This is a genomic window from Aquabacterium sp. (assembly GCF_049274795.1).
Classification (GTDB): domain Bacteria; phylum Pseudomonadota; class Gammaproteobacteria; order Burkholderiales; family Burkholderiaceae_C; genus Aquabacterium.
The window spans coordinates 106,796-131,152 of the sequence record NZ_JBASTH010000038.1 but is presented as its reverse complement, the minus strand read 5'-3'; the positions used below and the strand labels follow the sequence as shown (position 1 = coordinate 131,152).

The following is a 24,357-nucleotide window of genomic DNA, read 5'->3' as shown; positions in this document are numbered from 1 at the left end:
GGGCCACCTTGTCGCCCCCCGCGACCCCTCTGGGTTACCTGCGGGACGGCGGCGAGGTCGGCCGTTGCCTGCTGGCCCAGGCCACGGGCAGCACACCGCTGGGGCCGCCCAGCGCCTGGCCCCAGGCCCTGCACGACGTGCTGCGCGTCACCCTGCACTCCGACTTCCCGCACATCGTCTACTGGGGCGAGGCGCTGCACACCTTCTGGAACGACGCGGCCCGCCATTTCTTCGAAGGCCAGCATCCGCACGACCTGGGCAAGCCCCTGGCCGTGGTGCAGCCCGACGTGATGGACACGCTGCACCCCTTGCTGCAGCAGGTGCAGCGCACTGGCCGCGCGGTCAGCTGCGACCAGTTGCAACTGCTCTACCAGCGCAAGGACTACACCGAGGAGATCCACGAGATCTTCTCCTACAGCCCGCTGCTGGACGCCGCAGGGCACGTGCAGGGCGTGATCTGCCCCATCTACGACACCACGGCCCGCGTGCTCTACGAGCGCCGCATGGCGACGCTGGCCGATCTGGCCACCAGCACGCGATCGGCACGGACGCAGGCCCAGTACCACCAGGCACTGGCCGAATGCCTGGCGCGGCATCCACATGATCTGCCCCTGGCGGCGCTGTACCTGGCCCAGGGCGATGGCACCGCGCAGACGGAGACCTTGCAGCGCTGGGCCATGGCGCCGGCCACAGCGCCCTGGCCTGCTGCGCTCACGCCTGAGCCATCGCCCAAGACCGCGGCGGCCCCCCGGATGCTGGCCGATGCATCGGCCGACATGCCGTGGGCCGTGCCGTACACCGCGCTGCACACCGCCATGCACAGCGGCATCTTCCAGATGCTGGAGGCTGGTCAGGTTCTGCCCCCCGACACTCCGTGCTTCTGGGGCCTGCCCCCCGAACAGATCGCCGTGGTGCCCGTGCCCTCCCCCCGCCCTGAACGCCGTGCCGCCTGGCTGCTCGCCGGCCTCAACCCCTACAAGCGGCTGGACGCCGACTACCGCACCTTCCTGGAGCTGGTGGCCGCCCAGATCGGCCAGGGCCTCACCGACACCCTGGCCCTCGAGCAGGCCGCAGAACTCGCACAGGCCGAGCTGGCCCAGCTGACCCGCCTGAGCACACTGGGCGAACTGGCCACCTCCATCGCCCATGAGGTCAACCAGCCGCTCACAGCCATGGTGCTCGACGCCAACGCCTGCCTGCGCTGGCTGAACAACCCGGCGGCCGACCTGGCTGAAGCCCGCGCCGCGGCCCAGCGCATCGCCCGCAGTGGTGAGCACGCGGGCCAGGTGGTGGCTCGTATCCGGCGCTTTCTGCATCGCGAGCCCGCCCGACGCCAACCCGTCGCGCTGGCGCAGATCGCCTGGGACAGCCTGCAGCTCGTCGCCGCCCGGGCCCAGCGCCAGCAGGTACGGCTGCGAGCACGCCTGGCCAGCGGCGTGCCCCTGGTGCTTGCCGATCGCACACAGGTTCAGCAGGTCATGCTCAATCTTCTGGTCAACGCGCTGGACGCCCTGCAGGATCTGCCCGAGGGGGCCCCGCGGCAGATTTCACTGCGGCTGCAGCCTTGCACTGCCCCCATCCACGGCGTAGAGGTACAGGTCATCGACAACGGCCCCGGCGTCCCCGCCGACCAGCGCCCCCACCTCTTCGACCCCTTCCACAGCAGCAAGCCAGACGGCCTGGGCTTCGGTCTGTCCATCGTGCGCTCGCTGCTGGAAGCCCACGGGGGCCGCATCTGGATCGAAGACCTCCCCGACCGAGGCACACGGGCGCGCTTCCAGCTGCCCCTGCAGGAGACCTGATCCGTGCTGCATCCACTGACCGGTACCGTGCACGTCGTCGATGACGACACCGCCGTGCGCACCGCCCTCGACAGCTTGCTGCGCTCAGTAGGCCTGCAGGTACGCACCTACGCCGACGTCGAGTCCTTCCTGGCCAGAGACACCAGCACACCGCTCCCGCAATGCCTCGTGCTCGACGTGCGCCTGCCCGGCCTGGGCGGCCTGGACCTGCTGCGCGCATCCGCCCGCACCGCGCATGCCGAACTGCCGCCCGCCATCCTGATCACCGGCCACGGCGACATCCCCATGAGCGTGCAGGCCATGAAGGCCGGCGCCACCGAGTTCCTGAGCAAGCCTTTCAAGGAGGCCGACCTTCTGCGCGCCATCGAGGAAGCCCTGCGCCAGGACACCCAACGCCACGCCCAGCGCCAGGAGCTGTCCGAATGGCGCCAGCGTTACGCCAGCCTCACGCGCCGCGAGCACGAGGTGCTGCACCTCATCGTCGCCGGGCGACTCAACAAGCAGATCGCGGGCGACCTGGGGCTCAGCGAGGTCACCGTCAAGCTGCACCGCGCCCAGGTGATGCGCAAGATGGGCCAGGCCACCCTGGCCGACCTGGTGCGCTGCATGACACGCCTGGGCGATGCCGAACGCACCGGCATCGTGCATCCAGGCGGTGAATCGGTCTGAGCCTCGCGCCCGCCCCCGCCCACACCTATACCAAGGTGTGATGGCGCCCGCGCAGGGGCACTCCTAAGCTGGGGCATCGTCATCGTGTCCCGACAGTCCGCCCCATGAGCACCACCCAACACCCCCTCGCATCCACCCTCTCGCTGCGCCTGTGTGCCAGCGCAGCCCTGCTGGCCTGCACCAGCCTCGCCCAGGCGGCCGAGCCCCTCAAGGTCGGCTTCGTCTACATCGGCCCCGCCAGCGGCGCGGGCTGGTCCTATGCGCATGAACTGGGCCGCCAGCAGGTCCAGAAAACCTTCGGTGACAAGGTCCAGACCATCTTCGTCGAGAAGGTGGCCGAGGGTGACAGCGAACGCGTCGTGCGCGACCTGGCGGCCCAGGGCGCCAAGGTGATCTTCGGCGGCGCCTTCGGCTTCATGAACGGCATGGTCAACGCCGCGCGCGACAATCCCGGCATCGCCTTCGAGCACGCCACCGGCTACAAGACCGCCCCCAACCTGGGCATCTACGACATCCGCACCTACGAAGGCGCCTGCCTCAATGGCACCATCGCCGGCAAGATGACGCGCAAGAACGTGCTGGGCGTGGTCGCGCCTTTCCCCATCCCCGAGATCGTGCGCAACCTCAACGCCTTCACGCTGTGCGCCCAGGCCGTGAACCCCAAGATCGAGACCCGCGTGGTCTGGGTCAACACCTGGTACGACCCGCCCAAGGAGCGTGAGGCCGCCAAGACCCTGCTCGGCCAGGGCGTGGACGTGCTGATGCAGAACACCGACTCGGCCGCCCCGCTGCAAGCCGCCAAGGAAGTCGGCGCCTGGGGCTTCGGCTGGGACACGGACATGTCCGAATGGGGCGGCGAGGCCCAGTTGGCCGCTGCCCGCCTGGACTGGAGCGTGCACTACAACAAGGTCGTCGCCGACGTGCTGGCCAAGCGCTGGAAGCCCGGCAATGTGTGGCTGGGCCTGAAGGACAAGGCCATCATCTACGACCACTACAGCCCCAAGCTGCCCGCCGACGTGCGCAAGCTGGTCGAGCAGCGCGCCAAGGACATCATCTCCGGCAAGAGGCCCGTGTTCAACGGCCCGCTGATCGACCAGGCCGGCACCACCCGCGTGGCCGCCGGCAAGGACATGCCCGATGCCGACAAACTCAAAATGAATTGGCTGGTCAAGGGCGTGATCGGAGGCATGCCGCAATGAGCCAGGCCCCATCGCTCCCCGGCGATGTGGGTGAGCTGGTCGAGGCCATCCGGCTCGTGGTGCGGGATTTCGACGGACGCCCCACCCATGTCGTGCAAGGCATGGGTGGGCAGCGCTTCGAGTTTTTCCCCACGGCGATCACCGACAACATCCCGCCGCTCTCGCATGCGCTGTCCGAAGCCGTGTGCCTGCTCTCGCGCTTGCACATCGACCCTGCGCTCCAGCCCACCCTGGGTGTGGGTGAGGAAGACCGCGGCGCCATGATCACCGCCGACATCCTTCGCCAGTACCACCTGCCCCGCACCCTGGCACGCTGGACACCCTCCGGCGCCCCTGGCGAGGTGGCCGTGCCTCTGGCCAACGAGTACCTGGCCGAGGGCAGCACACAGGTCTACCTCAACGGCGTGCGGCCTGACGACCGCGTGCTGGTGGTCGACGATCTCATCAGCACCGGCGGCACGCTGGCCGCCCTGGTGCGGGCCGTGCGCCAGGCAGGCGCTCAGGTGGTCGAGATCTTCACCATCGGCGAGAAGCTGGAGAACACCGGGCGACAGCGGTTGATGGCGGCTGCTGGCGTCACCGTCAAGACATTGCTCGCCTCCGACATGCAGCCCACACCCGAGGGCCTGCGCTCCAGGGTACGCCGCGTGCACCTGGGCAAGCTCGATTCCGCCGTCTTTCAACGCGTGTGCGCGCACTTTCCGGCGGGCTTTTGCCACCTGGGTCATGGCGATCATGACGAACACGCCCTGCCTGAAACATGAACACCATGCTGCCCCCCTACGAGGTCCACTGGCATCCACCCGGCGCGAAGCCCCCTGCCCAAGTCACCGCCTTCCAGACGCACTACCCCGTGCCGCTCCACCAGGGCGGTGTGCTCGAACTGCCGCTGCGCGCCCTGCCTGGCGGGCAGCAGGCCATCGCCTTGCTGATGTCCAACCAGACACCGTTCGAGGTGGAGGATACCCTGGCCAACCAGATGACATCGCTGGCGCGGCCACTGAAGCCGCAGATGGTGGCCGCCGTGCCAACCATGGGGCTCGACTACGCACGCCGCGTCGCCCGCAGCTTGCAACTGCCCCACTACGTGTCCCTGGGCCTGTCCCGCAAGTTCTGGTACGACGAAGCCCTGAGCGAGCCCGTGGTGTCCTCCACCAGCCCGGACCAGGCCAAGCGGCTGTATCTGGATCCTGCGCTGCTCAGCCGTGTGGCGGGTCGACGCGTCCTGCTGGTGGACGACGTCATCAACACCGGGGCCAGTGCGGCCGCGGCCATCCGCCTGCTGCAGCGTGCGGGTGCCGAGGTCTGCGGCCTGGTGGTGGCGCTCACGGAAGGGCACGCCTGGCGTGAGCCCCTGTCACCGCTCTTGCCGCACGGCGCTGACGATGTGCATGCGGCAGGCTATATCCCGCTGTTCCAGGCCGAGGCTCATGGCCGATGGTCCCCCATCGCGGAGACACGCTGACACGGCCTCGGCGGCCATGGCCTGATGCCACGGGCCGCGACGGCTGATCACCTCATGCGCCGGGAGCGCCGCCTTCCGGCCGGGGAATCACGCCCGCCATTTCGAGCTGCATGGCGATCATGTTCACCAGCGAGCCCACCGAGGGACGGCCTGTGTCCACGGTGTAATGCGCGGTCTGCTCGTACAAGGGGTGGCGCTGCTGGTAAAGCTCCTTGAGCTTGGCCATTGGATCAGCCACCTGCAGCAGCGGGCGCTGCGTGTCATGGCGCAGGCGCCTGTGCAGCTCTTCCGGGGTGGAGCGCAGATAAACCACTGTCCCGCGTGATTGCAGGCGTTCACGGTTGGCCTGCCGCAGCACGGCACCACCACCCGTGGCCAGCACCAGCCCATGGACCTTGCCATCTTCAGCTTCGCCCGCAGCGGCGACCGCAGGCGACCGCGTGAGCTCATCGAGCACCTGCTCTTCGATGTCTCGAAACGCTTGCTCACCATGAAGCTCAAAAAAAGAACGGATCGGCATGCCGATCCGCTCTTCGAGCACGGTGTCCGCATCGAGAAAGCGGACACCCAGGCGTCTGGCTAACTGACGCCCGACGGTGGATTTACCACCGCCGGGCAAGCCGACCAAAACAATCAATGTGCGGTGCAACTTGCAGCGTTCCCATAGGGATTGGTCGCGAAAGCCGGCGTAGCCTCGCGGTTGATCACCGTAGTCGGAGCCGGCAGAACGGTCTCGAAAGTGCCAACGCCTTCCGTACCAGAGACCGCCCCCTTCACGTAGATCTTGATACGTCCCCACTGCGCCACATTTTTGAGGTAGGTGATCTGCAGGGCAACAGCGCCGGTCGCATCAGTCCTGTTGACACCTGCCTCCACAAACGAAATGGCCACGTCGGACTTTCTCGGCTCCAGAACCCCATCGCCGTCCCTGTCCTCCCCGACATCATTGATGCCGTTTCGGTTCAAGTCCTCATTGGCGCAGCCATCGTAGGAGATCGAAGGAGTATCGAGATCCTGATAGGTTCCAGTGGAGGTGACCAACTGCACCCACTTGGAATTCGCATCGTCATACTCAAAGCGGCCCTTTTCAAAGCCGATGATGTCCAGTGTCGGCGTGATCGTCACGTTTTCCTTGGCCTGACCAGAAGCGTTCACAACCTGAACAACATACTTCACCAAATAACGCAGGCCATCAGCCGTTTCGCTGATCGTGTCGTCAGGACCAATGGTGACGTTCAGAGCCTCGTTGTTGATCACGATCTGCTCGGTGGAGGATGCAGGACACGCCGCTGTCCCAGATGTCGCATTACCGCTCGAGGACGGCGTGAAATCTGTGGACGAGTAACACGCGCGGATCGTCAGCCCTGTGGTGGAGGTTGCCGTCGGGCCCGGAATATAAGTGGTCGTGGCAATGCCATTGGAGTCGGTGTACACGACACCTGAACCAGAAGTCAGCGTCCCGCCGATCGCGGAAGGGTCTCCCGCAAGGTCAAAGCTCACCCGCACATTGGGGACAGGCAGCGATGTGGGACCAAAGGCCTTGAAGCGAACAGTCGCCGACTGCGAGGTGGAGCCACCTGTGTTTGTACCAACCACTGACGGGTTGATTTCAACGCGCCTGGTACTCACTGACGTGGCAGGAGGAATGGTGACACCGCCGCCACCTTGCTGAACCACCACCGTCTGATTGTAGGAAACGCCCCCCGCAGAAATGGTTGCGATGAACTCGGAGCCACCGTAGTTGCTGGGAACGGAATAACTGTATGTGTACTTTCCGGATGCGTCCGTCCGGGCCGACGATGAGGTTGAACCAAACGGGCTATTGACCGTTACGGCCATGTCATCGATCGGATCGGAGTTCGCGTCCTGCACCGTGAACTCAATGGTTCCGGAGTTGCCCGGCAAGATAATCGCCGGATTAGGCGTAGCCGCTACCTTGACCCCAGACACCACCAGGTTCTTCGTGACGCTGACACTGCCCGATGTGGCCTTGATGGTGACAACGCGGTTGTCCTTCTTGTTGGTCACGTCCACGCTGGCTGCCAGTTTCCCATCGGTCCCGGTGACAGCCCCGGCGGTCGAGAAGAGCGCACCGGATACTTCGAACGTCACGGGCACATTGCTCAAGGTCTGCCCACGGCTATTCACCGCAGTCACGGTGGCAGTTACCGGTGTGACGGTTCCGTTCTGAATACTGGCTTGGCTCAATGTCATGAGCAAGCTCGATGCCGTCGTACTGGCATCCGGGGTCTCGGGGGTTGAACCGCCCCACGGTGGTGTACCGCCGCCGCCGCCACCACCACAAGCGCTCAGCAAGGCTGCGCAAGACATCGCCAAGGCCGCAGCCCGATATTTCAAGATAGTCATTTGAATCAATCCCTAAACCATCATCAACGCAGCGCGGAGCGCTCACTCACCACCTTGGGTGTCAAGAAGATCAGCAGTTCAGATTTGTTGGACGTGAGCGAGGTATTCTTGAACAGATGCCCCACCACCGGCAGATCGCCCAGCAGCGGCACCTTGTTCTCGCTCTTGCTGTCGGTCTGCACGAAGATGCCACCGATCACCACCGTGCCGCCGTTTTCCACCAGCACCTGCGTCTGCACATGCTTTGTGTCGATGGCATAACCTGCCGTGGTCAGCAGGCCCACGCTGTCCTTGTTCACATCGACATCGAGGATGATGCCGCCCTCGGGCGTGATCTGCGGCGTGACCTCCAGCTTGAGGTTGGCCTTGCGGAAGGCGATCGAGGTGGCACCGCTGGACGAAGACACCAGGTAGGGCAGTTCCGTACCCTGCTCGATCAAAGCCTTGACTTGGTCCGCGGTGATCACGCGGGGACTCGACACGATGCGGCCCCTGCCATCGGCCTCAAGGGCCGACAGTTCCAGGTTCAGGAAACGGTTGGCGCCAGCGCTGAACAGCGAGACCGCAAACGTGGTCGGGTTCACCGAATTGATCGGATTGGCCGGCAGGCTGACGAAGTTGCTGTTGGGGTAGAGCGTTGCACCAGTCGCGCCAGTCACCTGCAATGTCTGCTGGCCCACCGCCTGGTAGTTGCCGCCAATGGTGACGCGGTTGTCACCACCCACCCCATAACCCGGCGTACCACCTTGTATGCCACGCATGTCCACCGCCCCCAGGCGCACCCCCAGGGTGCGACCGAAGCGATCATCGGCCTCGACGATCCGCGCCTCGATCAACACCTGCCGCACAGGAATGTCGACCTTGGTGATCAGTTGCTGGATTTCTTCCAGCTTGGAAGGGATGTCACTGACGAACAGTTGATTGGTACGGGTCTCGAACAGCACGCTGCCACGTTCGGACAACATCTTCGTGACCGTCGAGCCGCTGCCGCCGCCACTGCCCGTCAGGCTTTGCCCTGTCAGACCCTTGGCAATGTCTGCAGCCTTGACGTAGTTCAGCTGGAATGCCTGCGTACGCAGCGGCTCGAGCTTGGCCACCTCGACCTTGGCTTCCAGGTCCATCTTCTCCTTGGCGTTGATCTCGTCCTTGGGCGCGATCCACAGCACATTGCCGCTCTTGCGTACCCCCAGCCCCTTGGCCTGCATGATGATGTCCAGCGCCTGATCCCATGGCACATCCTTCAGGCGCAGGGTAACGGTACCCGTCACGGTGTCGCTGGTCACCACGTTGAAGTTGGTGAAGTCTGCGATGACCTGCAGCAGCGCCCGCACTTCGATGTTCTGGAAGTTCAGCGACAGCTTTTCGCCGGAGTAACCGGGGCCTTGGGTGAGCTTGTTGGGATCGACCTTCTGGCGACGCACTTCCAGCACGAACTGGTTGTCGCTCTGGTAGGCCGAATGCTCCCACGTGCCACGCGGCTCGACCACCAGGCGGACACGCTCGCCCACCTGCGACGCGGTCATCGCCTGCACAGGGGTACCAAAGTCCGTCGTGTCGAAACGGCGGCGCAGTCGATCAGGCAAGTTGGCGCGCTGGAATTCCACCACCAGGTTCTGCCCTTGCTGCTTGATGTCCACACCGACCTGGTTGTTGGGCAGCTCGACGACGACGCGACCCGCACCGTCGCTGCCGCGGCGGAAATCGATGTCCTTGAGGTCCAACGTGACGGCATTGCGGTTTTCAGCGAAATGCACGGTCTGCGCCTCACCCAGAGGCTTGGCGGCCGCCGCGGCCGGTGGCGCGACAGGAGCAGCCTCCGAAGGCGCGTTGCCATTGTCCAGCGTCAGGAGCAGCACCTTGCCCTGCAGGCTTGCCCGGTAGGATGAGGGCTGACGCAGATTGAGCACCAGACGGGTACGTTCCCCGGCTTGTGCCACGCTCACCGTGCGCAGATTGCCCTGGTTCACATCCACCGAATTGCGGCCCAGCGCATTGCTGACACCGGGCAGATCAACAGCGATACGGGGTGGAGCCTGCACGGCAAAGCCCGCCGGCAGTGAGGCCAGGGGCTCGCTGAGTTCAATGCGAACGACATCGGTGCCAGCCTGCTGGCTGGCAGTGACTGACTGAATAGCTGGGGCCGCCATGGCGCATGTGGCCACCAAAGCTGCCGTACAGCCACCCACCCACTTGAACATGGTGTTCATGGTCATCACGCCCCCTCCTGGAGTTGCAAGGCGGCAGGCCGCTCGATCCATTCGCCAGCTGCGTCCTGCACGATCTCGCGCAGCTCGATTTCCGTCTCCGTGACCTTCATGATCTTCCCAAAGTTCTGCCCAAGGTAGTCACCCACCTTGACCTGATAAAGAAGGTTGTCGACCTTCAGCAATGCGTATTGCACGCCCCTGCGGTTCACGCTGCCCACCATGGACATACTGTCCAGGGGGAAAGCCTCCAGCGGCTGCTTGCGGCGACTCAGTTCCGATGCCACGGCAGAGTTGGGCTGGGAACGATCCTGCTTGAGCACCACGATCAGCTTCTGCGCGCTGAATGGCTCGACCGTTTCCCCCGTCTCGTAGCCCTGCGGATCGAACTTCTGCGGGGCCGAAATAGGTTGGACATTGGGGCGAGCCTGGGCGCGCTCCTGGGCCATCCAAGACTGGAGTTCTTCCTGCTGCCCCGAGCAGCCGGACAGGATGGCCACGACGCCCAGCAGCACCCCATGCGAGAGTCTGGACATCATTTTTTCTCACCCTTCTTGTTGGCCTTATCGGCCCGCTGCTGATCCAGCTCGGCCTGGTCCAGGTACCGGTAGGTCCGGGCCGTGGCCTCCATCGCCAGCGGACCACCACTGGCGGCAGCGCCGCTCTTGCCCGCACTGCCCGACTGCACGGTGCTGATGTTCAGATCATGCAGGGTCACGATACGCGAGAGGTTGGCGATATCCGCCGCAAAGGCACCCATGTCGTGGTAGCGGCCAGACACCTTGATGGCGATCGGCAGCTCGGCGTAGTAATCCTTGACCACCACCTGCCCCGGCTTGAACAACTCAAAATCCAGACCACGCCCCAGGCCCGCCTGGTTGATGTCAGAGAGCAAGGCGTCCATTTCCGCCTTGCCAGGCAGTTGCTTCTCGAGCTGCGTGACGTACTCCTGAACCTGAACACGCTGCTTGCGCAACTCGACCAGGTTGACGGCCTGCAGCATTTTGCCCTGGTACTCCTGCTTGAGCTGGGGCTCGCGGTCACGCTCGGCCTGCAGCTCATCAGCCTGGTCCGACAGCAGCAGCACCCAGCCAAGCAGCAGCACCAGCAGACCGGCGGCAATACCCGCGGCGATCTTGGGCAGGATGGGCCACTGGCCCGGCTCATTGAAATTGAGACCGCGGAACTGATCCTGCGCATCCGCGAACCAGGCATTCAAATCGATGTTGAGATTGGCTTTGGCCATGCTGACTCCGCGCGCTCAGACAGGAGAAGGCGCAGAAGCACCAGGGGCCGCACCATGGGCCGGGGCGGATGCGCCGCCCGGCGCCGCGTTGGGGTCCTGAGGACGCTTGAGGCCCACACGCACCGAGAACTCGAACAGGCGCTTGGGATCCTTGGTGTCCGGCAGCGTCACCGCCGCGGCCTTGATCTCTTGAAGTTCAGGGCGCTCCAGCCAGGGCGAGTTGTTGCCCGTGTTGCGCAGGAAGGCTGACACGCGTTCGTTGGTCTGCGCCACGCCAGAGACCAGCACAAACTGACCGTCCTGCTTGATGGACTTCAGGTAGATGCCTTCGGGTGTCTGACGGGCCAGCTCGTTGAGGATGTGTACCGGCATGTTGCGGTCGGTCTGCAGGTCTTCCACGGCCTTCTGACGCGCCTTGAGCGCCTCGATTTCAGCCTTGAGGGTAGAGACGTCCTTGATTTCTTCGTCGAGCTTGGCGATCTCCGATTTCAGGAACTCGTTGCGCGCCTGCTGCGAGCCGATCATTTGTTGCTGGACGCCATACCACAGGGCCACGAGCAGCGCGCCAACCAGGGCAGCCATGCCCAGCCCCACGAAGAAGCGTTGTTTGCGCTGGATGCGCTTTTCTTCGCGGTGAGGAAGCAGGTTGATCAGGATCATGCGAGGAACCTCCGCATGGCCAGCCCGCAGGCCGTCAGGTAGGAGGGCGCCTCTCGGCGCAGCTTGCTTTCACGCACGGCAGATCCCAGTTTCATGCCATCGAAGGGGTTGACGACCATCGATGCGAAGCCGGTGAGCTCGGTCACCCGCTCCTTGAGGCCCGGCAGCGAGGCCGTGCCACCCGCCAGCATCACGTAATGCACCTTGTGGTGCGGCGTGCTGGTGAAGAAGTACTGCAGCGCCCGCCCGATTTCCTGGGAGAGGCTGTCGACGAACGGTGCCAGCAGGGAGGACTGGAAATCCTCGGGCAGGTCACCGGAGAGCTTCTTGGACTCGGCTTCTTCGAAGGAGAAGCCGTATTGGCGCGAGATCAACTGCGTGAGCTGCGCCCCACCGAAGGCCTGGTCACGGTCATAGAGCAACTCGTCATCGCGCAGCACCTTGAGGCTGGTGTTCTCGGCGCCGATCTCGAACAGTGCGACCAGGGCATCCTTGCCGCCACCGGGCAGGGCAGAGACGAGCCGCTGCATGGCCAGACGCGAGGAGTAGGACTCGATGTCGAGGATGGCCGGCTTGAGGCCTGCGGCCTCGGCCAGGCCCTGGCGATCCTGCACGCGGTCCTTGCGGGATGCGGCGATCAGCACCTCGACATCACCAGCCGACTGCGGCGCGGGGCCGATGACGCAGAAGTCGAGGCTGACCTCATCGAGCGAGAACGGGATGTACTGGTTGGCTTCGGCCTCGACCTGCATTTCCATTTCTTCTTCGCGCAGGCCGGCCGGCAGCATGATCTTCTTGGTGATCACCGCCGACTGGGGCATGGCCATGGCCACGAACTTGGTGCGCGTGCCGCTCTTGGTCACGACCTTGCGGACGGCCTCGGCCACTTCGTCGAATTTCTCAATCTGCCCGTCGGCGATCCAGCCTTTGTCCAGGGGCTCCGACGCGAACCGCTCAAGCGTCAATTCTCCTGCTGCATTCTGGCTGAGCTCGACAAGCTTGACGCTGGACGAGCTGACGTCAAGCCCGACCATGGGCGGGTGCTTGCGGCCCAGCAGCGTGTCTAAAAAGCTCACAAATTCCTCCATGCACCCAGTCAGGGCGCTGGGAAGTTAATAAACCACTTCAATGCTAGCAGTAAAGTTTTTGTGGTTGAACGCCAAAGTTGCCCGGCTTTTCACCTAGTCGTTGCGCGTTCCACACGTATTACAAGCAGTTTCAAACGTAAACAACAGGGTGTGTCAGGTATTCAGACTCCCCCGTAAGGGGTGCCCCGGCACGCCGGTGCGACAGGCCTGGGTTCCTATAATTAGGGCTCCTTTCGGATCCCCTGGATTGATGAGCGCCCCTGACACCCGCCCCCCAACGTCGTCCCGCAGTAGGGTCTTCAGTGCCGATTCCTGGTGGATCCAGTGGCTGGTCCGGCCCATTGCCTGGCTGATCGGCCTGGGTGTGGCCGGCGCCCTGGGCCTGGCCATGGTGATCAGCATCGGCCTGGCCGTGATCTACCCCAACCTGCCGCCGCTCGACGGGCTGATGGACTACCGGCCCAAGATGCCCCTGCGCGTCTATTCGGCCGATGCCACCCTGATCGGCGAGTTCGGCGAGGAAAAGCGCAACTTCCAGCCCATCGGCCAGATGCCCAAGGTGATGAAGGACGCGGTGCTGGCCATCGAAGACGCCCGTTTCTATCGCCACGGTGGTGTGGACTACATCGGTGTGCTGCGCGCCGGCCTGGCCAACTTCGGTGAATCGCGCAGCCAGGGCGCCTCCACCATCACCATGCAGGTGGCGCGCAACTTCTACCTCTCCACCGAGAAGACCTTCTCGCGCAAGATCTACGAGATCCTGCTGGCCCTGAAGATCGAAGGCCTGTTGAGCAAGGACCAGATCCTGGAGCTCTACATGAACCAGATCTACCTGGGACAGCGTGCCTACGGCTTCGCCGCCGCGGCCGAAACCTACTTCGGCAAGCCGCTCCAGAAGGTCACCCTGGCCGAAGCGGCCATGCTGGCCGGTCTGCCCAAGGCGCCTTCGGCCTACAACCCGCTGCGCAACCCCAAGCGCGCCACGGTACGCCAGCAGTACATCCTGCAGCGCATGCTCGAGAACAACTTCATCACGCAGGAGCAGTACGAAGAAGCCCGCGATGAAGAGCTCAACTACCACGTCAAGGCCCCCATCGCCCCCGAGGCCGAGTACGTGGCCGAGGCCGCCCGCTCGCTGATGTACGAGCAGTACGGCGCCGATGCCTACACCCGCGGCCTGAAGGTCTACACCACTGTCAAGATGAGCGAGCAGATCGCCGCCACCCGCGCACTGCGCAAGGGGCTGCTCGACTACGACCGCCGCCAGCCCTGGCGCGGCCCCGAGGCCTTCATCGACCTGCCCGCCGACCCCAAGCACATCGACGTGCGCGTGGCAGAGGCCCTGGAAGACCACCCGGACAGCGATGACATCAAGGCCGCCGTGGTGCTGTCGGCCGAGCCCAAGCGCGTGGTTGCGCTGCTGCAGACCGGCGAATCGGTCGACATCCAGGGCGACACCCTGAAGTTCGTGGCACAGGCCCTGACCGAAAAAGCCCAGCCCAAGCTGCAGATCCGCCGCGGGGCCGTGATCCGTGTCGTGCAAGCCAAGGAGCGCTGGCAGATTACCCAGCTGCCCACGGTGGAAGGCGCCCTGGTCTCGCTGGATACGCACACCGGCGCCGTCAAGGCCATGGCCGGCGGCTTCGATTTCGACCGCAACAAGTTCAACCACGTGACGCAGGCCTGGCGCCAGCCGGGTTCGAGCTTCAAGCCCTTCATCTACTCGGCCGCGCTGGAAAAGGGCTTCATGCCCACCACCATGGTCAACGACAGCCCCCTGTTCTTCGACTCGGGCGTGACGGGCAGCCAACCCTGGGAGCCCAAGAACTACGACGGCAAGTTCGAAGGCCCCATGACGCTACGCCGTGGCCTGGCCAAGTCCAAGAACATGATCTCGATCCGCGTGCTGCGCTCCATCGGCGCCGGTTACGGCCAGGAATGGGTGACGCGCTTCGGCTTCGAAGGCGCCAAGCACCCGGCCTACCTGACCATGGCCCTGGGCGCGGGCTCGGTCACCCCCATGCAGATGGCCGATGCCTTCGCCGTGTTCGCCAACGGCGGCTACCGCGTGAACCCGGCCCTGGTGACAAAGGTCACCGACGCACGCGATCGCGTGCTGGCCCAAAGCCGGCCGGCCGTGCTGGACGAATCCATGCGCGCCATCGACGCGCGCAATGCCTTCATCATGTCCAGCCTGCTGCAGGAGGTGACCCGCTCAGGCACCGCCGCCAAGGCGCAGGCACAACTGGGCCGTCCTGACCTGTATGGCAAGACAGGCACCACCAACGATTCGATGGACGCGTGGTTCGCCGGCTACACGGTGCGCACGGCGGCTGTGGTCTGGATCGGCTACGACCAGCCGCGCAAGCTGGGCGACCGCGAAACCGGCGGTGGACTGGCCCTGCCGGTGTGGATCGACTACATGCGCACGGCGCTCAAGGGCACCCCTGTGGAAGAACCCACCGCGCCAGAAGGTGTCGTGAACATCGGTGGCGAGTGGTACTACGAGGAATACACCCCGGCCACTGGCGTGCGGGAGCTGTCTGGCGAGGATCCGCATGCCCCGGCCCCCGCCAACGAGGACGAGAAGCGCAATATCCTGGATCTGTTCGGTACGGGCAGCTCGAACAGCAACGCGCACGGCGGGCTGCCCGGCAATCCTTGAGCTCGGCCTTTCCGGGTGTCAGCGGCACGGCCTCACGGCCTGCCGCGCCCAGGCCGCTCAGAACTGCAGCGGCTTGCCGGCCTGCTCGGAAGCGCAGCGCGACAGGGCCGCGAAGAAGTCCTCGCCGGTGCGTGTGTCCGGCCAGCGGCCTTCACCGTCTGGCGCGCCGGCGAAGCGAAAGTGGTAGCCGCCACTGCGGGCCGCCAGCCACAGTTCATGCAGGGGCGGCTGGGTGTTGATGATCAGTTGAGTACGGTTGGGCAGCGTCAGGGTGATCATGCCGCCAGAACGGGCGCTGTCGATGTCGATCACGTCGTCCTCCAGCCATTGATCGATCCGGGCTTCGATGCGCGACAGGGCCGTTTGCGCCGCCTGGTCGTAGAGCGCGTCGGAATGGCCCGATGGCGTGGGGGTCTCAGACATGAAAAGCAATCCTTAAAATTGGAACAATGAACAGCCAGCCAAAAATTGTAGTGACCTGCGCGCATCGGCACGCCGGCAATGCCCGCCCGGGTGACCTGGGGATTGCGCCTACGCCCCCCCAACAGGCCTGGCGCGCCCCCCGGATTGCAGCCCTGAGCCTGTGCCTGACCCTGCTGGCGGCCTGTGGGCAGAAGGGGGCGCTGTACCTGCCCGGAAACGCCCCTGCTTCTCACCGTCACGGTGCGGCACCCAAGGCCGCCCCGGCCGCAGCCCCCGCACCATCGTCCGCGAATGCGGCATCGTCCCCCACATCTTCGCCCACACGACCATGAGCACCGCCCTCCCCGGATCCCCCTTCCTGGCCTACCGCGGGCCTGACCTCTACCTGGAAGACGTCTCCCTGCAGGCACTGGCCCAGGCCCACGGCACGCCGCTGTATGTCTACTCCCGCCAGGCGATGCTGGCCGCCCTGGCCCCCTACCAGCGAGCCCTGCAAGGCCGCCCGCACCTGGTGTGCTACGCCGTGAAGGCCAACTCCAACATCGCGGTGCTGCAGACCTTTGCCCGCGCAGGATGCGGCTTCGACATCGTGTCGGCCGGTGAACTGGCCCGCGTGCTGGCGGCCGGCGGCGACCCGGCCAAGGTGGTGTTCTCGGGCGTAGGCAAGACCCGTCACGAAATGACCGAGGCCCTGAAGGCCGGCGTGAAGTGCTTCAACGTGGAAAGCACCGCCGAGCTGGAGGTGCTCTCCGACGTGGCCTCCGCCCTCAAGCTGAACGCCCGCATCAGCCTGCGCGTGAACCCGGATGTGGACGCCGGCACCCACCCCTACATCTCCACCGGCCTCAAGGGCAACAAGTTCGGCATCGCCCACGAACTGGCGGTGCAGACCTACCAGCGCGCGGCCTCGCTGCCCGGCATCGAGGTGGTCGGCATCGATTGCCACATCGGCTCGCAGATCACAGACACCGGCCCCTACCTGGACGCACTCGACCGCGTGCTGGACCTGGTCGAAGCCATCGAGGCTGCCGGCGTCAAGATCCACCACCTGGATCTGGGTGGCGGCCTGGGCATCACCTATACCGACGAAAAGCCCCCCGCCGCCGACGAACTGATCGGCCTGCTGCTGGGCAAGATCGATGCGCGCGGCCACGGCCATCGCGAGGTGATGTTCGAGCCCGGCCGTTCGCTGGTAGGCAATGCCGGCGTGCTGCTGACAGAAGTGATGTTCCTCAAGCCCGGCGAGCAAAAGAACTTCTGCGTGGTGGACGCCGCCATGAACGACCTGATGCGCCCCGCCCTGTACGAAGCCTACATGGGCATCGTGAACGTGCAGCAGCGCACCGAGCCCGCCACCGCCACCGTGTGGGATGTGGTCGGGCCGGTTTGCGAGTCGGGCGACTGGCTGGGCCGCGACCGCTCACTGAGCGCGCAGCCCGGCGACGTGCTGGCCGTGCTGTCGGCAGGCGCCTATGGCATGACCATGGCCAGCAACTACAACACGCGCGGCCGCGCGGCCGAGGTGATGGTCGATGGCGACCAAGTGTGGGTGATCCGCGAGCGGGAGACCGTGGCCGAACTGTTCAAGCAGGAGCGGTTGCTGCCCGCGGGCTGACAAGTCGCCTTCGAAAGAAGGCGCCTCTGTCGGGGCTCTTTATGCACAGCCCATGAAAAAACCGCCCCGAGGGGCGGTTTTTGTTGGCTCGGATCCGGAGGGATCAGAACTGATGGCGGACACCGATAGCGACCACGCGGGTGGTGGCATCGACGTTGGCACCGCCGCCCGAGAAGAACGGGGTTTCCAGCGACCCGAAGCCGGTCAGCAGAGGCAGCGGGCCACCACGAACACCACCACCTGGGGTAGCGCGGCCGGTTGCAGCAGTGTTGCCAGCCTCGTCCTTGGCATAGCCGGCGCGGATGTACAGCTTGGTACGCTTGGAGAAGTTGTAGTCACCAATCAGCATCAGCGAGGTGTCCTTGCCCTCGGTGAAATTAGCGAACTTGGACTGAGCGAACTGAGCACCAACAGCGAAGTTGCCGATCGGCTGCTTCACACCCAGGGCCCAAGTGTTGATCTTCGGGCCTTCGTTGTTGCCGGAATCGTTGGTGAACTTGCCTTGATGGAAGATACCCGACAGGATCGTGCCAGCACCAGGAATGGTGTACTTGCTGCCAATCGCGAAGGATTCGTACTTGTCCAGATCAGCCCAGGTGAGCGCACCACTGACCAACCGAGCATCACCGAACTTGTTGGAGTGGTACGAACCGTTGATCAGGAAGCCAGGATCGAACGCATAGTTCACGAACAGACCGAAGGTCTGGCCACGGTTGCCAGAGTTGGGGGTTTCATTGCCAGCGGTCTGACCACCAATGATCTGGCCGCTAGTTGAACCGGCTGCTTGACCACGCGAGCTGCTGACGGCGGCATCAACACCAGCGTTGGTCGCGTAAGACAGCGCAGCCGTCAGCCCACCGGTCTTCAGCCAGTAGCTGACCTGGTTGTCCTGACGAACCTGCAGGTTGTTCACGATCAGGCCGGAACCCTGGATGTCAGCGCCACCCAGTGCTTCCACCGTGGTGAACGCAAAGGTAAAGAACATCGGGGCATATTGGCGACCCAGACGGATTTCACCACCCGGCGTGGTCAGGCTGACGAAGGCTTGGCGGCCCCACATACGGCCGTCTTGGCCGCTTTGGGCGCCGGTGTCCACCTGGAACTGACCTTCGAGCACGAAGCCACCCTTGTAGCCGCCGCCGAGATCTTCAACACCACGAAAGCCAAGGGCGTTGACAGACGAAATGCTGGAGCTCAGGCGCGTGACAGTGCTCTTGTTCGAGAAGGCTGCCGACAGGGCAGGTACCGCACCCAGCGTCGTGCCGGATACGTTGCCTTGCCCCTTATTAACATTGTCCAGGCCGATGTCGATGTTGCCGTAAATGGTCAGGCTGGATTGTGCGAAAGCTGCGCTGGCGCCGAAGGTTGCCAGGGCCAGCAGTGCTGCCTTGGTCATTGCGGTTTTTTTCATGAGGGCTCCTGTGAACACCCCCCCGGGATGGGGGACCGGCAAATTGTTGCCCTGCCCCCTCAGATGCTCATTTCGGGTTTCCACCCAATGTCGCAACATCGCAACAATGCGGATGATTCAAACGGACACAGAAATAAGAAAAGGGGCCAGAAGGCCCCTTTTCAAACGAGAAACGAATGTTTCTTGTTTTGATCAGAACTGGTGACGAACACCAAAGGCGATACCGCGCGAGGTCCGATCACTTGTCACAGGCGCTGCGCTAGGGCTGGCGGGCGAACCGGCAACAGCCAAACGTGAACCATTGTCGTTGCTGACATTGGTTATCAGGCCATACAGCGCGGTTCGCTTGGACAGTGAATACACGCCCTTAACGGCAACGATGGTGGCATCATTGTTCTGTGTAAAGCCCACGTTAGAAACCTTCGAAACGCCTGCACTCAGGTTGAAGTTGGAGCCAAAGGGCACCCCCACGCGGACACCGATAACTTCACGCTTGTCGTAGGTAGCTGCTACGGAAGCAGCATCGCTGTCATCCGATTCGTAATAGCCCGTCAACTTGGCAAGACCGAAGTCGTAAGCAGCGAAAGCCAGCCAACCTTGAGCCTTGTTGCTGCCAGATGCGTTCTGCTTGGCGTTGATATAGCCCAAACCTGCACCGAAGGGACCTGCGAAGTACTGGACATTGAACCCATACGCCTGCCCCGTGTCGTCATTGGCAATTTCCTCACCGCTGGTGCGGGTCGAATACTGGGCCTGAATGGACAGGCCATTGACGAAGGTCGGCAAGATGTAGGTAATGCCGTTGTTAACGCGACGATAGGTTTCACCGGAGAAGGTGTCGGCAATCTTGAGGTCGTCGTAAGGCTGAGCACCCAGGATGCTGGTGTCGCCAGCCAACAGACCAATCGAAGATTCCTGACGGCCTAAGCGCAGTTCACCAAAGCCACCCTCGATGCCCACCCAAGCGGAACGTCCCCAAAAAGCGCTGCTGTCCGACGCTCCAGTATCCACTTTCACGCCAGCTTCAAGATTGAACTTGGCTTTCAGGCCACCACCCAGGTCCTCAAGACCGCGCACACCGAAGCGAGAAATCGCCAGGTTGTCGGACGAAACACGGGTAACCGAATCGTCACCCTTGAGGTTTTCCAGCGATGCGTCCAGCACGCCATACAACGAAACGGACGATTGAGCCAGGGCGGAAGTCGACACGGCAGCCAAAGCAGCCAGAGCCAGAACGGTCTTTTTCATTGAATTTCTCCAAAATCATTGCAAGTTCAGTGCACTTCGGGCCGCGAGCCCTCGATGTCTGACGCGAGTATCAGCAAGCCAACCGGGGGTGTCCAAAGAAGATTTATGACTATCCATAGTCCGGAAAAATCACAAACCTGTCCGTCGAACCATGATTGACATGCTGCTGACAGGGAGGGATTGCAACAGGTTTTTGCGAGCGGCTGTGTGACAACCCTGTCGCATACCCTGATCCTCTTGGATTGTTGTTGCGCCCTGACAACAAGCTCGGACCTGTGATAATCACTGTATGAGTATCCAGACCGATGACCTGTCGCCGCGCCGGTCAGCCCCCGTCCGCCCTGCCGCCGACAGCGAACGCGTGGTGGGTGGCGCAGTGGCGTCTCCCCAGGAAGATGCCCTGGAAAGGGCCCTGCGCCCCAAGGATCTGGACACTTATGTCGGTCAGGGCAAGGCGCGCGAGCAGTTGGAAATCTTCATCGGCGCGGCCAAGAAGCGGGCCGAGGCGCTGGATCACGTGCTCCTGTTTGGCCCGCCCGGGCTGGGCAAAACCACGCTGAGCCACATCATCGCCAATGAACTGGGCGTGAACCTGCGGCAGACCTCCGGCCCCGTGCTGGAAAAGCCCAAGGACCTGGCCGCCATCCTGACCAACCTGGAGCGCAACGATGTGCTCTTCATCGACGAGATCCACCGGCTCAGCCCCGTGGTCGAGGAAATCCTCTACCCCGCGCTGGAGGATTACCAGATCGACATCATGATCGGCGAGGGCCCGGCCGCCCGCTCGATCAAGCTGGACCTGCAGCCCTTCACGCTGGTAGGTGCCACCACCCGCGCCGGCATGCTGACCAACCCGCTGCGCGACCGCTTCGGCATCGTGGCACGGCTGGAGTTCTACACGGCCGAGGAACTCACGCGCATCGTCACCCGCTCGGCCGGGCTGCTGGGCGCCCCGATCGACGCCGATGGCGCCCTGGAAGTGGCCAAGCGTTCGCGTGGCACGCCTCGCATCGCCAACCGTTTGCTGCGCCGCGTTCGGGACTACGCCGAGGTAAAGGGCTCCGGCCGCATCACCCGGGAGATGGCCGACAAGGCCCTGGCCATGCTGGACGTCGATCCGCTGGGCTTCGACGTGATGGACCGCAAGCTGCTGGACGCCATCATCCACCGCTTCGACGGCGGCCCGGTGGGGTTGGACAACGTGGCCGCGGCCATCGGTGAAGAACGGGACACGATCGAGGACGTGATCGAGCCCTACCTGATCCAGCAAGGCTTCCTGCAGCGCACGCCGCGCGGACGCATCGCCACGGCCCAGGCGTTCCGCCATGTGGGGCTCACGCCTCCTGGCGACGATACTCAGGGTGGCCTGATCTGAAGCCTGAATCAGGCCTTGTCTATATAGATATGCAAAGAGGCCCCGAGGGGCCTCTTTTTCTGGCTGGCTGACGCGCTTGCCTGGGTCAACGTCGGCGCAGCACGTGGACGAACTCGTCCTGCCCGCCGATCTGGCTGGCCTGCTGGTCGACCAGGTCGTTGCCCGTCTGGCGGGCGAAGGCCTGGAAATCACGCACGGAGCCCGGGTCGGTGGCGACCACGCGCAAGAGCTCACCGCTTTGCATGCCGGACAAGGCCTTCTTGGCCTTGAGGATGGGCAGCGGGCAGGTCAGGCCGCGGGTGTCGAGTTCCGTTTGAGCTTCCATGTGTGTGTCCCCAGGTTCTTGCGCAGGATTGTAGGCGGTGCGTTGGATGCTCAGGCGGGAAACACGCCGGTAGACAGGTAACGGTCACCGCGATCGCACACCACGAAGACGATGGTGGCGTTGCTCACGTTGCGGGCCAGTTGCAGGGCCGCCCAGCAGGCGCCCGCAGCGGAAATGCCGGCAAACAAGCCTTCTTCCCGCGCCAGACGGCGGGCCATGTCCTCGGCATCGGCCTGGCTGACGAGGATCAGCTCATCGACCGTGCTCGGATCGTAGATCTTGGGCAGGTAGGCCTCGGGCCACTTGCGGATACCCGGGATGCGCGAGCCTTCCGAGGGCTGGGCGCCGATGATGCGCACCGAGGGATTGCGCTCCTTCAGGTAGCGCGAGGTGCCGGTGATGGTGCCGGTGGTGCCCATGGCGCTGACGAAGTGCGTGACCTGCCCGCTGGTGTCCGTCCAGATCTCGGGACCGGTGGTCTCGTAATGGATGCGCGGGTTGTCGGCATTGGCGAACTGGTCGAGCACCACGCCCTTGCCTTCGCGCACCATCTGGTCAGCCAGGTCGCGGGCGTATTCCATGCCGCCGCTCTTGGGCGTGAGGATGAGCTCTGCACCAAAGGCCTTCATGGTCTGGGCGCGCTCGATGCTGAGGTCCTCCGGCATGATCAGCACCATGCGGTAGCCACGGATGGCGGCGGCCATGGCCAGGGCGATGCCGGTGTTGCCGGAGGTGGCTTCGATGAGGGTGTCACCGGGCTTGATGTCGCCCCGCTCTTCGGCGCGCCGGATCATGCTGGCCGCCGGGCGGTCCTTGACGGAGCCGGCGGGGTTGTTGCCTTCCAGCTTGGCCAGGATCACGTTGCCGCGGTCCGCGTTGTCCTGCCCGGGCAGGCGCTGCAGGCGCACCAGGGGCGTCTTGCCGATGACGTCTTCGAGCGTTGGGTAATTCATCATCCCGCTATTGTGTCAGGCGTTGGATGCCTGAGCAGGGTTGCGGCCACCCGGCGGGCGGCGGCGTTCAGGGGGCGGGGGTGGTGGCGTTGTCCGCCATGGCGGAGGCGCTGGCCACGGCGGGCGGCGCCCGTGACAGCGCAGTCAGCGCTGGTGCCCCGGGCCGGACTCGAACCGGCACTCCTTGCGGAACCGGATTTTGAATCCGGCGCGTCTACCAATTTCACCACCAGGGCACTGGTCGGGAAGACCGAAATGTTAGCACAGGGGCCCGCCATGCCCTGGCTGCAGACACGGTTCAGTTCAAGCAGAACGACACGGAGGCCGGACGGTCCGGCAGGCTCAGCTGGCTGGTCTGCGGCGGCGCGGTCGCAATGACCTGCCCACCCCGGATCACGGCCAGGCGCGTGGACCGCAAGCGCAAGGCATCGACCGGATCGCGCGCCTGCAGCAGCACCAGATCGGCCTTGCAGCCCACGGCCACCCCATACCCTTCGAGTCCCAGGATGCGGGCCGGCGTGGTGGTAACAGCCTCGAAGCACTGGCGCATGGCCTGCTGGCCCGTCATCTGCGCCACGTGCAGGCCCATGTGGGCCACCTCCAGCATGTCGCCGCTGCCCAGGCCGTACCAGGGATCCATCACGCAGTCGTGCCCGAAGGCCACGTCGATGCCCTGGGCCAGCATCTCCGGCACGCGGGTCATGCCGCGGCGCCTGGGATAGGTGTCGTGCCGGCCCTGCAGGGTGATGTTGATCAGCGGGTTGGCGATGGCGGCCACGCCGGCTTCCTTGATCAGGGGCAGCAGCTTGCTGACGTAGTAGTTGTCCATGCTGTGCATGGACGTGAGGTGCGAGCCAGCCACCCTGCCCTGCAGACCCAGGTGCTGGGCGTGAAAGGCGAGCGTCTCGATGTGGCGTGACATCGGATCGTCGGTCTCGTCGCAGTGCATGTCGACGCGCAGGCCGCGTTCGGCCGCCAGTTCGCACAGCAGGCGCACGGACTCGGCGCCATCGGCCATGGTGCGCTCGAAGTGCGGGATGCCGCCGACCACATCCACGCCCATGTCGAGCGCGCGACGCAGGTTGTCCAGCGCGCCGGGGGCACGCAGCACGCCGTCCTGCGGAAAGGCCACCAGTTGCAGATCGATGTAGGGCTTGACCTTCTGCTTGACGTGCAGCAGCGCCTCGACGGCCAGCAGGCGCGGGTCGCACACATCGACGTGCGAGCGGATGGCCAGCAGGCCGCGCGCCACGGCCCAGTCGCAATAGGCCAGGGCCCTCTCGACCAGGGCCTCCTGCGTGAGCAGGGGCTTGAGCTCGCCCCACAACGCGATGCCTTCGAGCAGGGTGCCAGACTGGTTGACGCGCGGCTGGCCGTAGCTCAGCGTCGAATCCATGTGGAAGTGCGCATCGACGAAAGGCGCGGTGACCAGTTGCCCTGCGGCGTCGATGTCCTGCGCAGCGCTGCCCTGAAGACGCGGCTCGATGGCAGCGATGCGGCCTTGCGCGATGGCGATGTCCTGGTCCTGACGCCCGTCGGGCAAGGTGCAATGGCGAAGGATCAGTTCAAACACGAAAAAGGCTCCTGGCAAGGGGTGCCAGGAGCCTAGCAGGGATCAGGCCAGAGGGGCTTGATCAGCCGG

22 protein-coding genes and 1 tRNA gene are annotated in these 24,357 nt (G+C 64.4%); 9 read left to right on the top strand and 14 right to left on the bottom strand.

Features of this window, described 5'->3' with window-relative positions; translation table 11 throughout:
* Positions 1-8: 8 nt before the first annotated feature.
* The 5 genes from WAQ08_RS06555 to WAQ08_RS06535 all read left to right on the top strand — a co-directional run bounded on the left by WAQ08_RS06555 (position 9) and on the right by WAQ08_RS06535 (position 5,135).
* The gene (locus WAQ08_RS06555; RefSeq protein WP_422190179.1) at positions 9-1,802 is read left to right on the top strand and encodes an ATP-binding protein; all 1,794 of its coding nucleotides are present in this window, start codon (positions 9-11) and stop codon (positions 1,800-1,802) included.
* Between the two features lie 3 nt (positions 1,803-1,805).
* Positions 1,806-2,471 (top strand): response regulator transcription factor, encoded by a 666-nt coding sequence (locus WAQ08_RS06550; RefSeq protein WP_422190177.1) that lies wholly within the window; start codon positions 1,806-1,808, stop codon positions 2,469-2,471.
* 104 nt (positions 2,472-2,575) lie between these two features.
* The gene (locus WAQ08_RS06545; protein WP_422190175.1) at positions 2,576-3,670 is read left to right on the top strand and encodes a BMP family ABC transporter substrate-binding protein; all 1,095 of its coding nucleotides are present in this window, start codon (positions 2,576-2,578) and stop codon (positions 3,668-3,670) included.
* Positions 3,667-4,434, top strand: coding sequence for a phosphoribosyltransferase family protein (locus WAQ08_RS06540; RefSeq protein WP_422190173.1), 768 nt, complete (start codon positions 3,667-3,669; stop codon positions 4,432-4,434). The genes WAQ08_RS06545 and WAQ08_RS06540 overlap by 4 nt, the downstream gene beginning before the upstream one ends.
* On the top strand, positions 4,431-5,135 hold the full coding sequence (locus WAQ08_RS06535) for a phosphoribosyltransferase (protein ID WP_422190171.1): 705 nt from the start codon (positions 4,431-4,433) through the stop codon (positions 5,133-5,135). Before WAQ08_RS06540 ends, WAQ08_RS06535 begins: the two co-directional genes overlap by 4 nt.
* A gap of 52 nt (positions 5,136-5,187) precedes the next feature.
* Here the strand turns inward: WAQ08_RS06535 and WAQ08_RS06530 are convergent, their stop codons facing one another.
* From WAQ08_RS06530 to WAQ08_RS06500, 7 genes are read right to left on the bottom strand one after another with little or no spacing between them, the layout of a single operon-like run.
* The gene (locus WAQ08_RS06530) at positions 5,188-5,784 is read right to left on the bottom strand and encodes a shikimate kinase (RefSeq protein WP_422190169.1); all 597 of its coding nucleotides are present in this window, start codon (positions 5,782-5,784) and stop codon (positions 5,188-5,190) included.
* The gene (locus WAQ08_RS06525; protein ID WP_422190167.1) at positions 5,769-7,502 is read right to left on the bottom strand and encodes a hypothetical protein; all 1,734 of its coding nucleotides are present in this window, start codon (positions 7,500-7,502) and stop codon (positions 5,769-5,771) included. The genes WAQ08_RS06530 and WAQ08_RS06525 overlap by 16 nt, the downstream gene beginning before the upstream one ends.
* A 23-nt stretch (positions 7,503-7,525) precedes the next feature.
* Positions 7,526-9,715, bottom strand: coding sequence for a type IV pilus secretin PilQ (pilQ, locus tag WAQ08_RS06520; protein WP_422190165.1), 2,190 nt, complete (start codon positions 9,713-9,715; stop codon positions 7,526-7,528).
* Positions 9,715-10,245, bottom strand: coding sequence for a pilus assembly protein PilP (locus WAQ08_RS06515; protein ID WP_422190163.1), 531 nt, complete (start codon positions 10,243-10,245; stop codon positions 9,715-9,717). The genes pilQ and WAQ08_RS06515 overlap by 1 nt, the downstream gene beginning before the upstream one ends.
* On the bottom strand, positions 10,242-10,952 hold the full coding sequence (locus tag WAQ08_RS06510; protein ID WP_422190161.1) for a type 4a pilus biogenesis protein PilO: 711 nt from the start codon (positions 10,950-10,952) through the stop codon (positions 10,242-10,244). Before WAQ08_RS06510 ends, WAQ08_RS06515 begins: the two co-directional genes overlap by 4 nt.
* A gap of 15 nt (positions 10,953-10,967) precedes the next feature.
* Positions 10,968-11,612: a PilN domain-containing protein gene (locus tag WAQ08_RS06505; RefSeq protein ID WP_422190159.1), complete on the bottom strand. Its 645-nt coding sequence runs from the start codon at positions 11,610-11,612 to the stop codon at positions 10,968-10,970.
* On the bottom strand, positions 11,609-12,646 hold the full coding sequence (locus WAQ08_RS06500; protein ID WP_422190291.1) for a pilus assembly protein PilM: 1,038 nt from the start codon (positions 12,644-12,646) through the stop codon (positions 11,609-11,611). The genes WAQ08_RS06505 and WAQ08_RS06500 overlap by 4 nt, the downstream gene beginning before the upstream one ends.
* Before the next feature lie 304 nt (positions 12,647-12,950).
* On the opposite strand from WAQ08_RS06500, the gene WAQ08_RS06495 reads away from it, so the two are divergent.
* The gene (locus tag WAQ08_RS06495) at positions 12,951-15,365 is read left to right on the top strand and encodes a penicillin-binding protein 1A (protein WP_422190157.1); all 2,415 of its coding nucleotides are present in this window, start codon (positions 12,951-12,953) and stop codon (positions 15,363-15,365) included.
* 57 nt (positions 15,366-15,422) lie between these two features.
* On the opposite strand, the gene cyaY is transcribed toward WAQ08_RS06495, so the two are convergent.
* The gene (cyaY, locus tag WAQ08_RS06490; RefSeq protein WP_422190156.1) at positions 15,423-15,788 is read right to left on the bottom strand and encodes an iron donor protein CyaY; all 366 of its coding nucleotides are present in this window, start codon (positions 15,786-15,788) and stop codon (positions 15,423-15,425) included.
* 26 nt (positions 15,789-15,814) lie between these two features.
* On the opposite strand from cyaY, the gene lptM reads away from it, so the two are divergent.
* Positions 15,815-16,120, top strand: coding sequence for an LPS translocon maturation chaperone LptM (lptM, locus tag WAQ08_RS06485; RefSeq protein ID WP_422190153.1), 306 nt, complete (start codon positions 15,815-15,817; stop codon positions 16,118-16,120).
* Positions 16,117-17,403 carry a diaminopimelate decarboxylase gene (gene lysA, locus WAQ08_RS06480; RefSeq protein ID WP_422190151.1) on the top strand — a complete coding sequence of 429 codons (1,287 nt, stop codon included), beginning with the start codon at positions 16,117-16,119 and terminating at the stop codon, positions 17,401-17,403. Before lptM ends, lysA begins: the two co-directional genes overlap by 4 nt.
* A gap of 103 nt (positions 17,404-17,506) precedes the next feature.
* Here the strand turns inward: lysA and WAQ08_RS06475 are convergent, their stop codons facing one another.
* Together WAQ08_RS06475 and WAQ08_RS06470 are read right to left on the bottom strand one after the other, a co-directional pair.
* Complete coding sequence (locus WAQ08_RS06475) at positions 17,507-18,898, bottom strand: porin (RefSeq protein ID WP_422190149.1); 1,392 nt, start codon at positions 18,896-18,898, stop codon at positions 17,507-17,509.
* 108 nt (positions 18,899-19,006) lie between these two features.
* Positions 19,007-20,062 carry a porin gene (locus tag WAQ08_RS06470; protein WP_422190147.1) on the bottom strand — a complete coding sequence of 352 codons (1,056 nt, stop codon included), beginning with the start codon at positions 20,060-20,062 and terminating at the stop codon, positions 19,007-19,009.
* A gap of 289 nt (positions 20,063-20,351) precedes the next feature.
* On the opposite strand from WAQ08_RS06470, the gene ruvB reads away from it, so the two are divergent.
* Positions 20,352-21,437 carry a Holliday junction branch migration DNA helicase RuvB gene (gene ruvB / locus WAQ08_RS06465; protein WP_422190145.1) on the top strand — a complete coding sequence of 362 codons (1,086 nt, stop codon included), beginning with the start codon at positions 20,352-20,354 and terminating at the stop codon, positions 21,435-21,437.
* Positions 21,438-21,522: 85 nt separating this feature from the next.
* Here ruvB and WAQ08_RS06460 read toward each other — a convergent pair whose 3' ends face one another.
* The 4 genes from WAQ08_RS06460 to WAQ08_RS06445 all read right to left on the bottom strand — a co-directional run bounded on the left by WAQ08_RS06460 (position 21,523) and on the right by WAQ08_RS06445 (position 24,288).
* Positions 21,523-21,762: a sulfurtransferase TusA family protein gene (locus WAQ08_RS06460; protein ID WP_422190143.1), complete on the bottom strand. Its 240-nt coding sequence runs from the start codon at positions 21,760-21,762 to the stop codon at positions 21,523-21,525.
* A 50-nt stretch (positions 21,763-21,812) separates the two neighbouring features.
* Positions 21,813-22,718 carry a cysteine synthase CysM gene (cysM, locus tag WAQ08_RS06455; RefSeq protein ID WP_422190141.1) on the bottom strand — a complete coding sequence of 302 codons (906 nt, stop codon included), beginning with the start codon at positions 22,716-22,718 and terminating at the stop codon, positions 21,813-21,815.
* A gap of 148 nt (positions 22,719-22,866) precedes the next feature.
* Positions 22,867-22,951: transfer RNA gene (locus tag WAQ08_RS06450), tRNA-Leu, on the bottom strand.
* Positions 22,952-23,013: 62 nt separating this feature from the next.
* Positions 23,014-24,288, bottom strand: a complete 1,275-nt coding sequence (locus WAQ08_RS06445; protein WP_422190139.1) for an amidohydrolase family protein — start codon at positions 24,286-24,288, stop codon at positions 23,014-23,016.
* Positions 24,289-24,357: the final 69 nt, after the last annotated feature.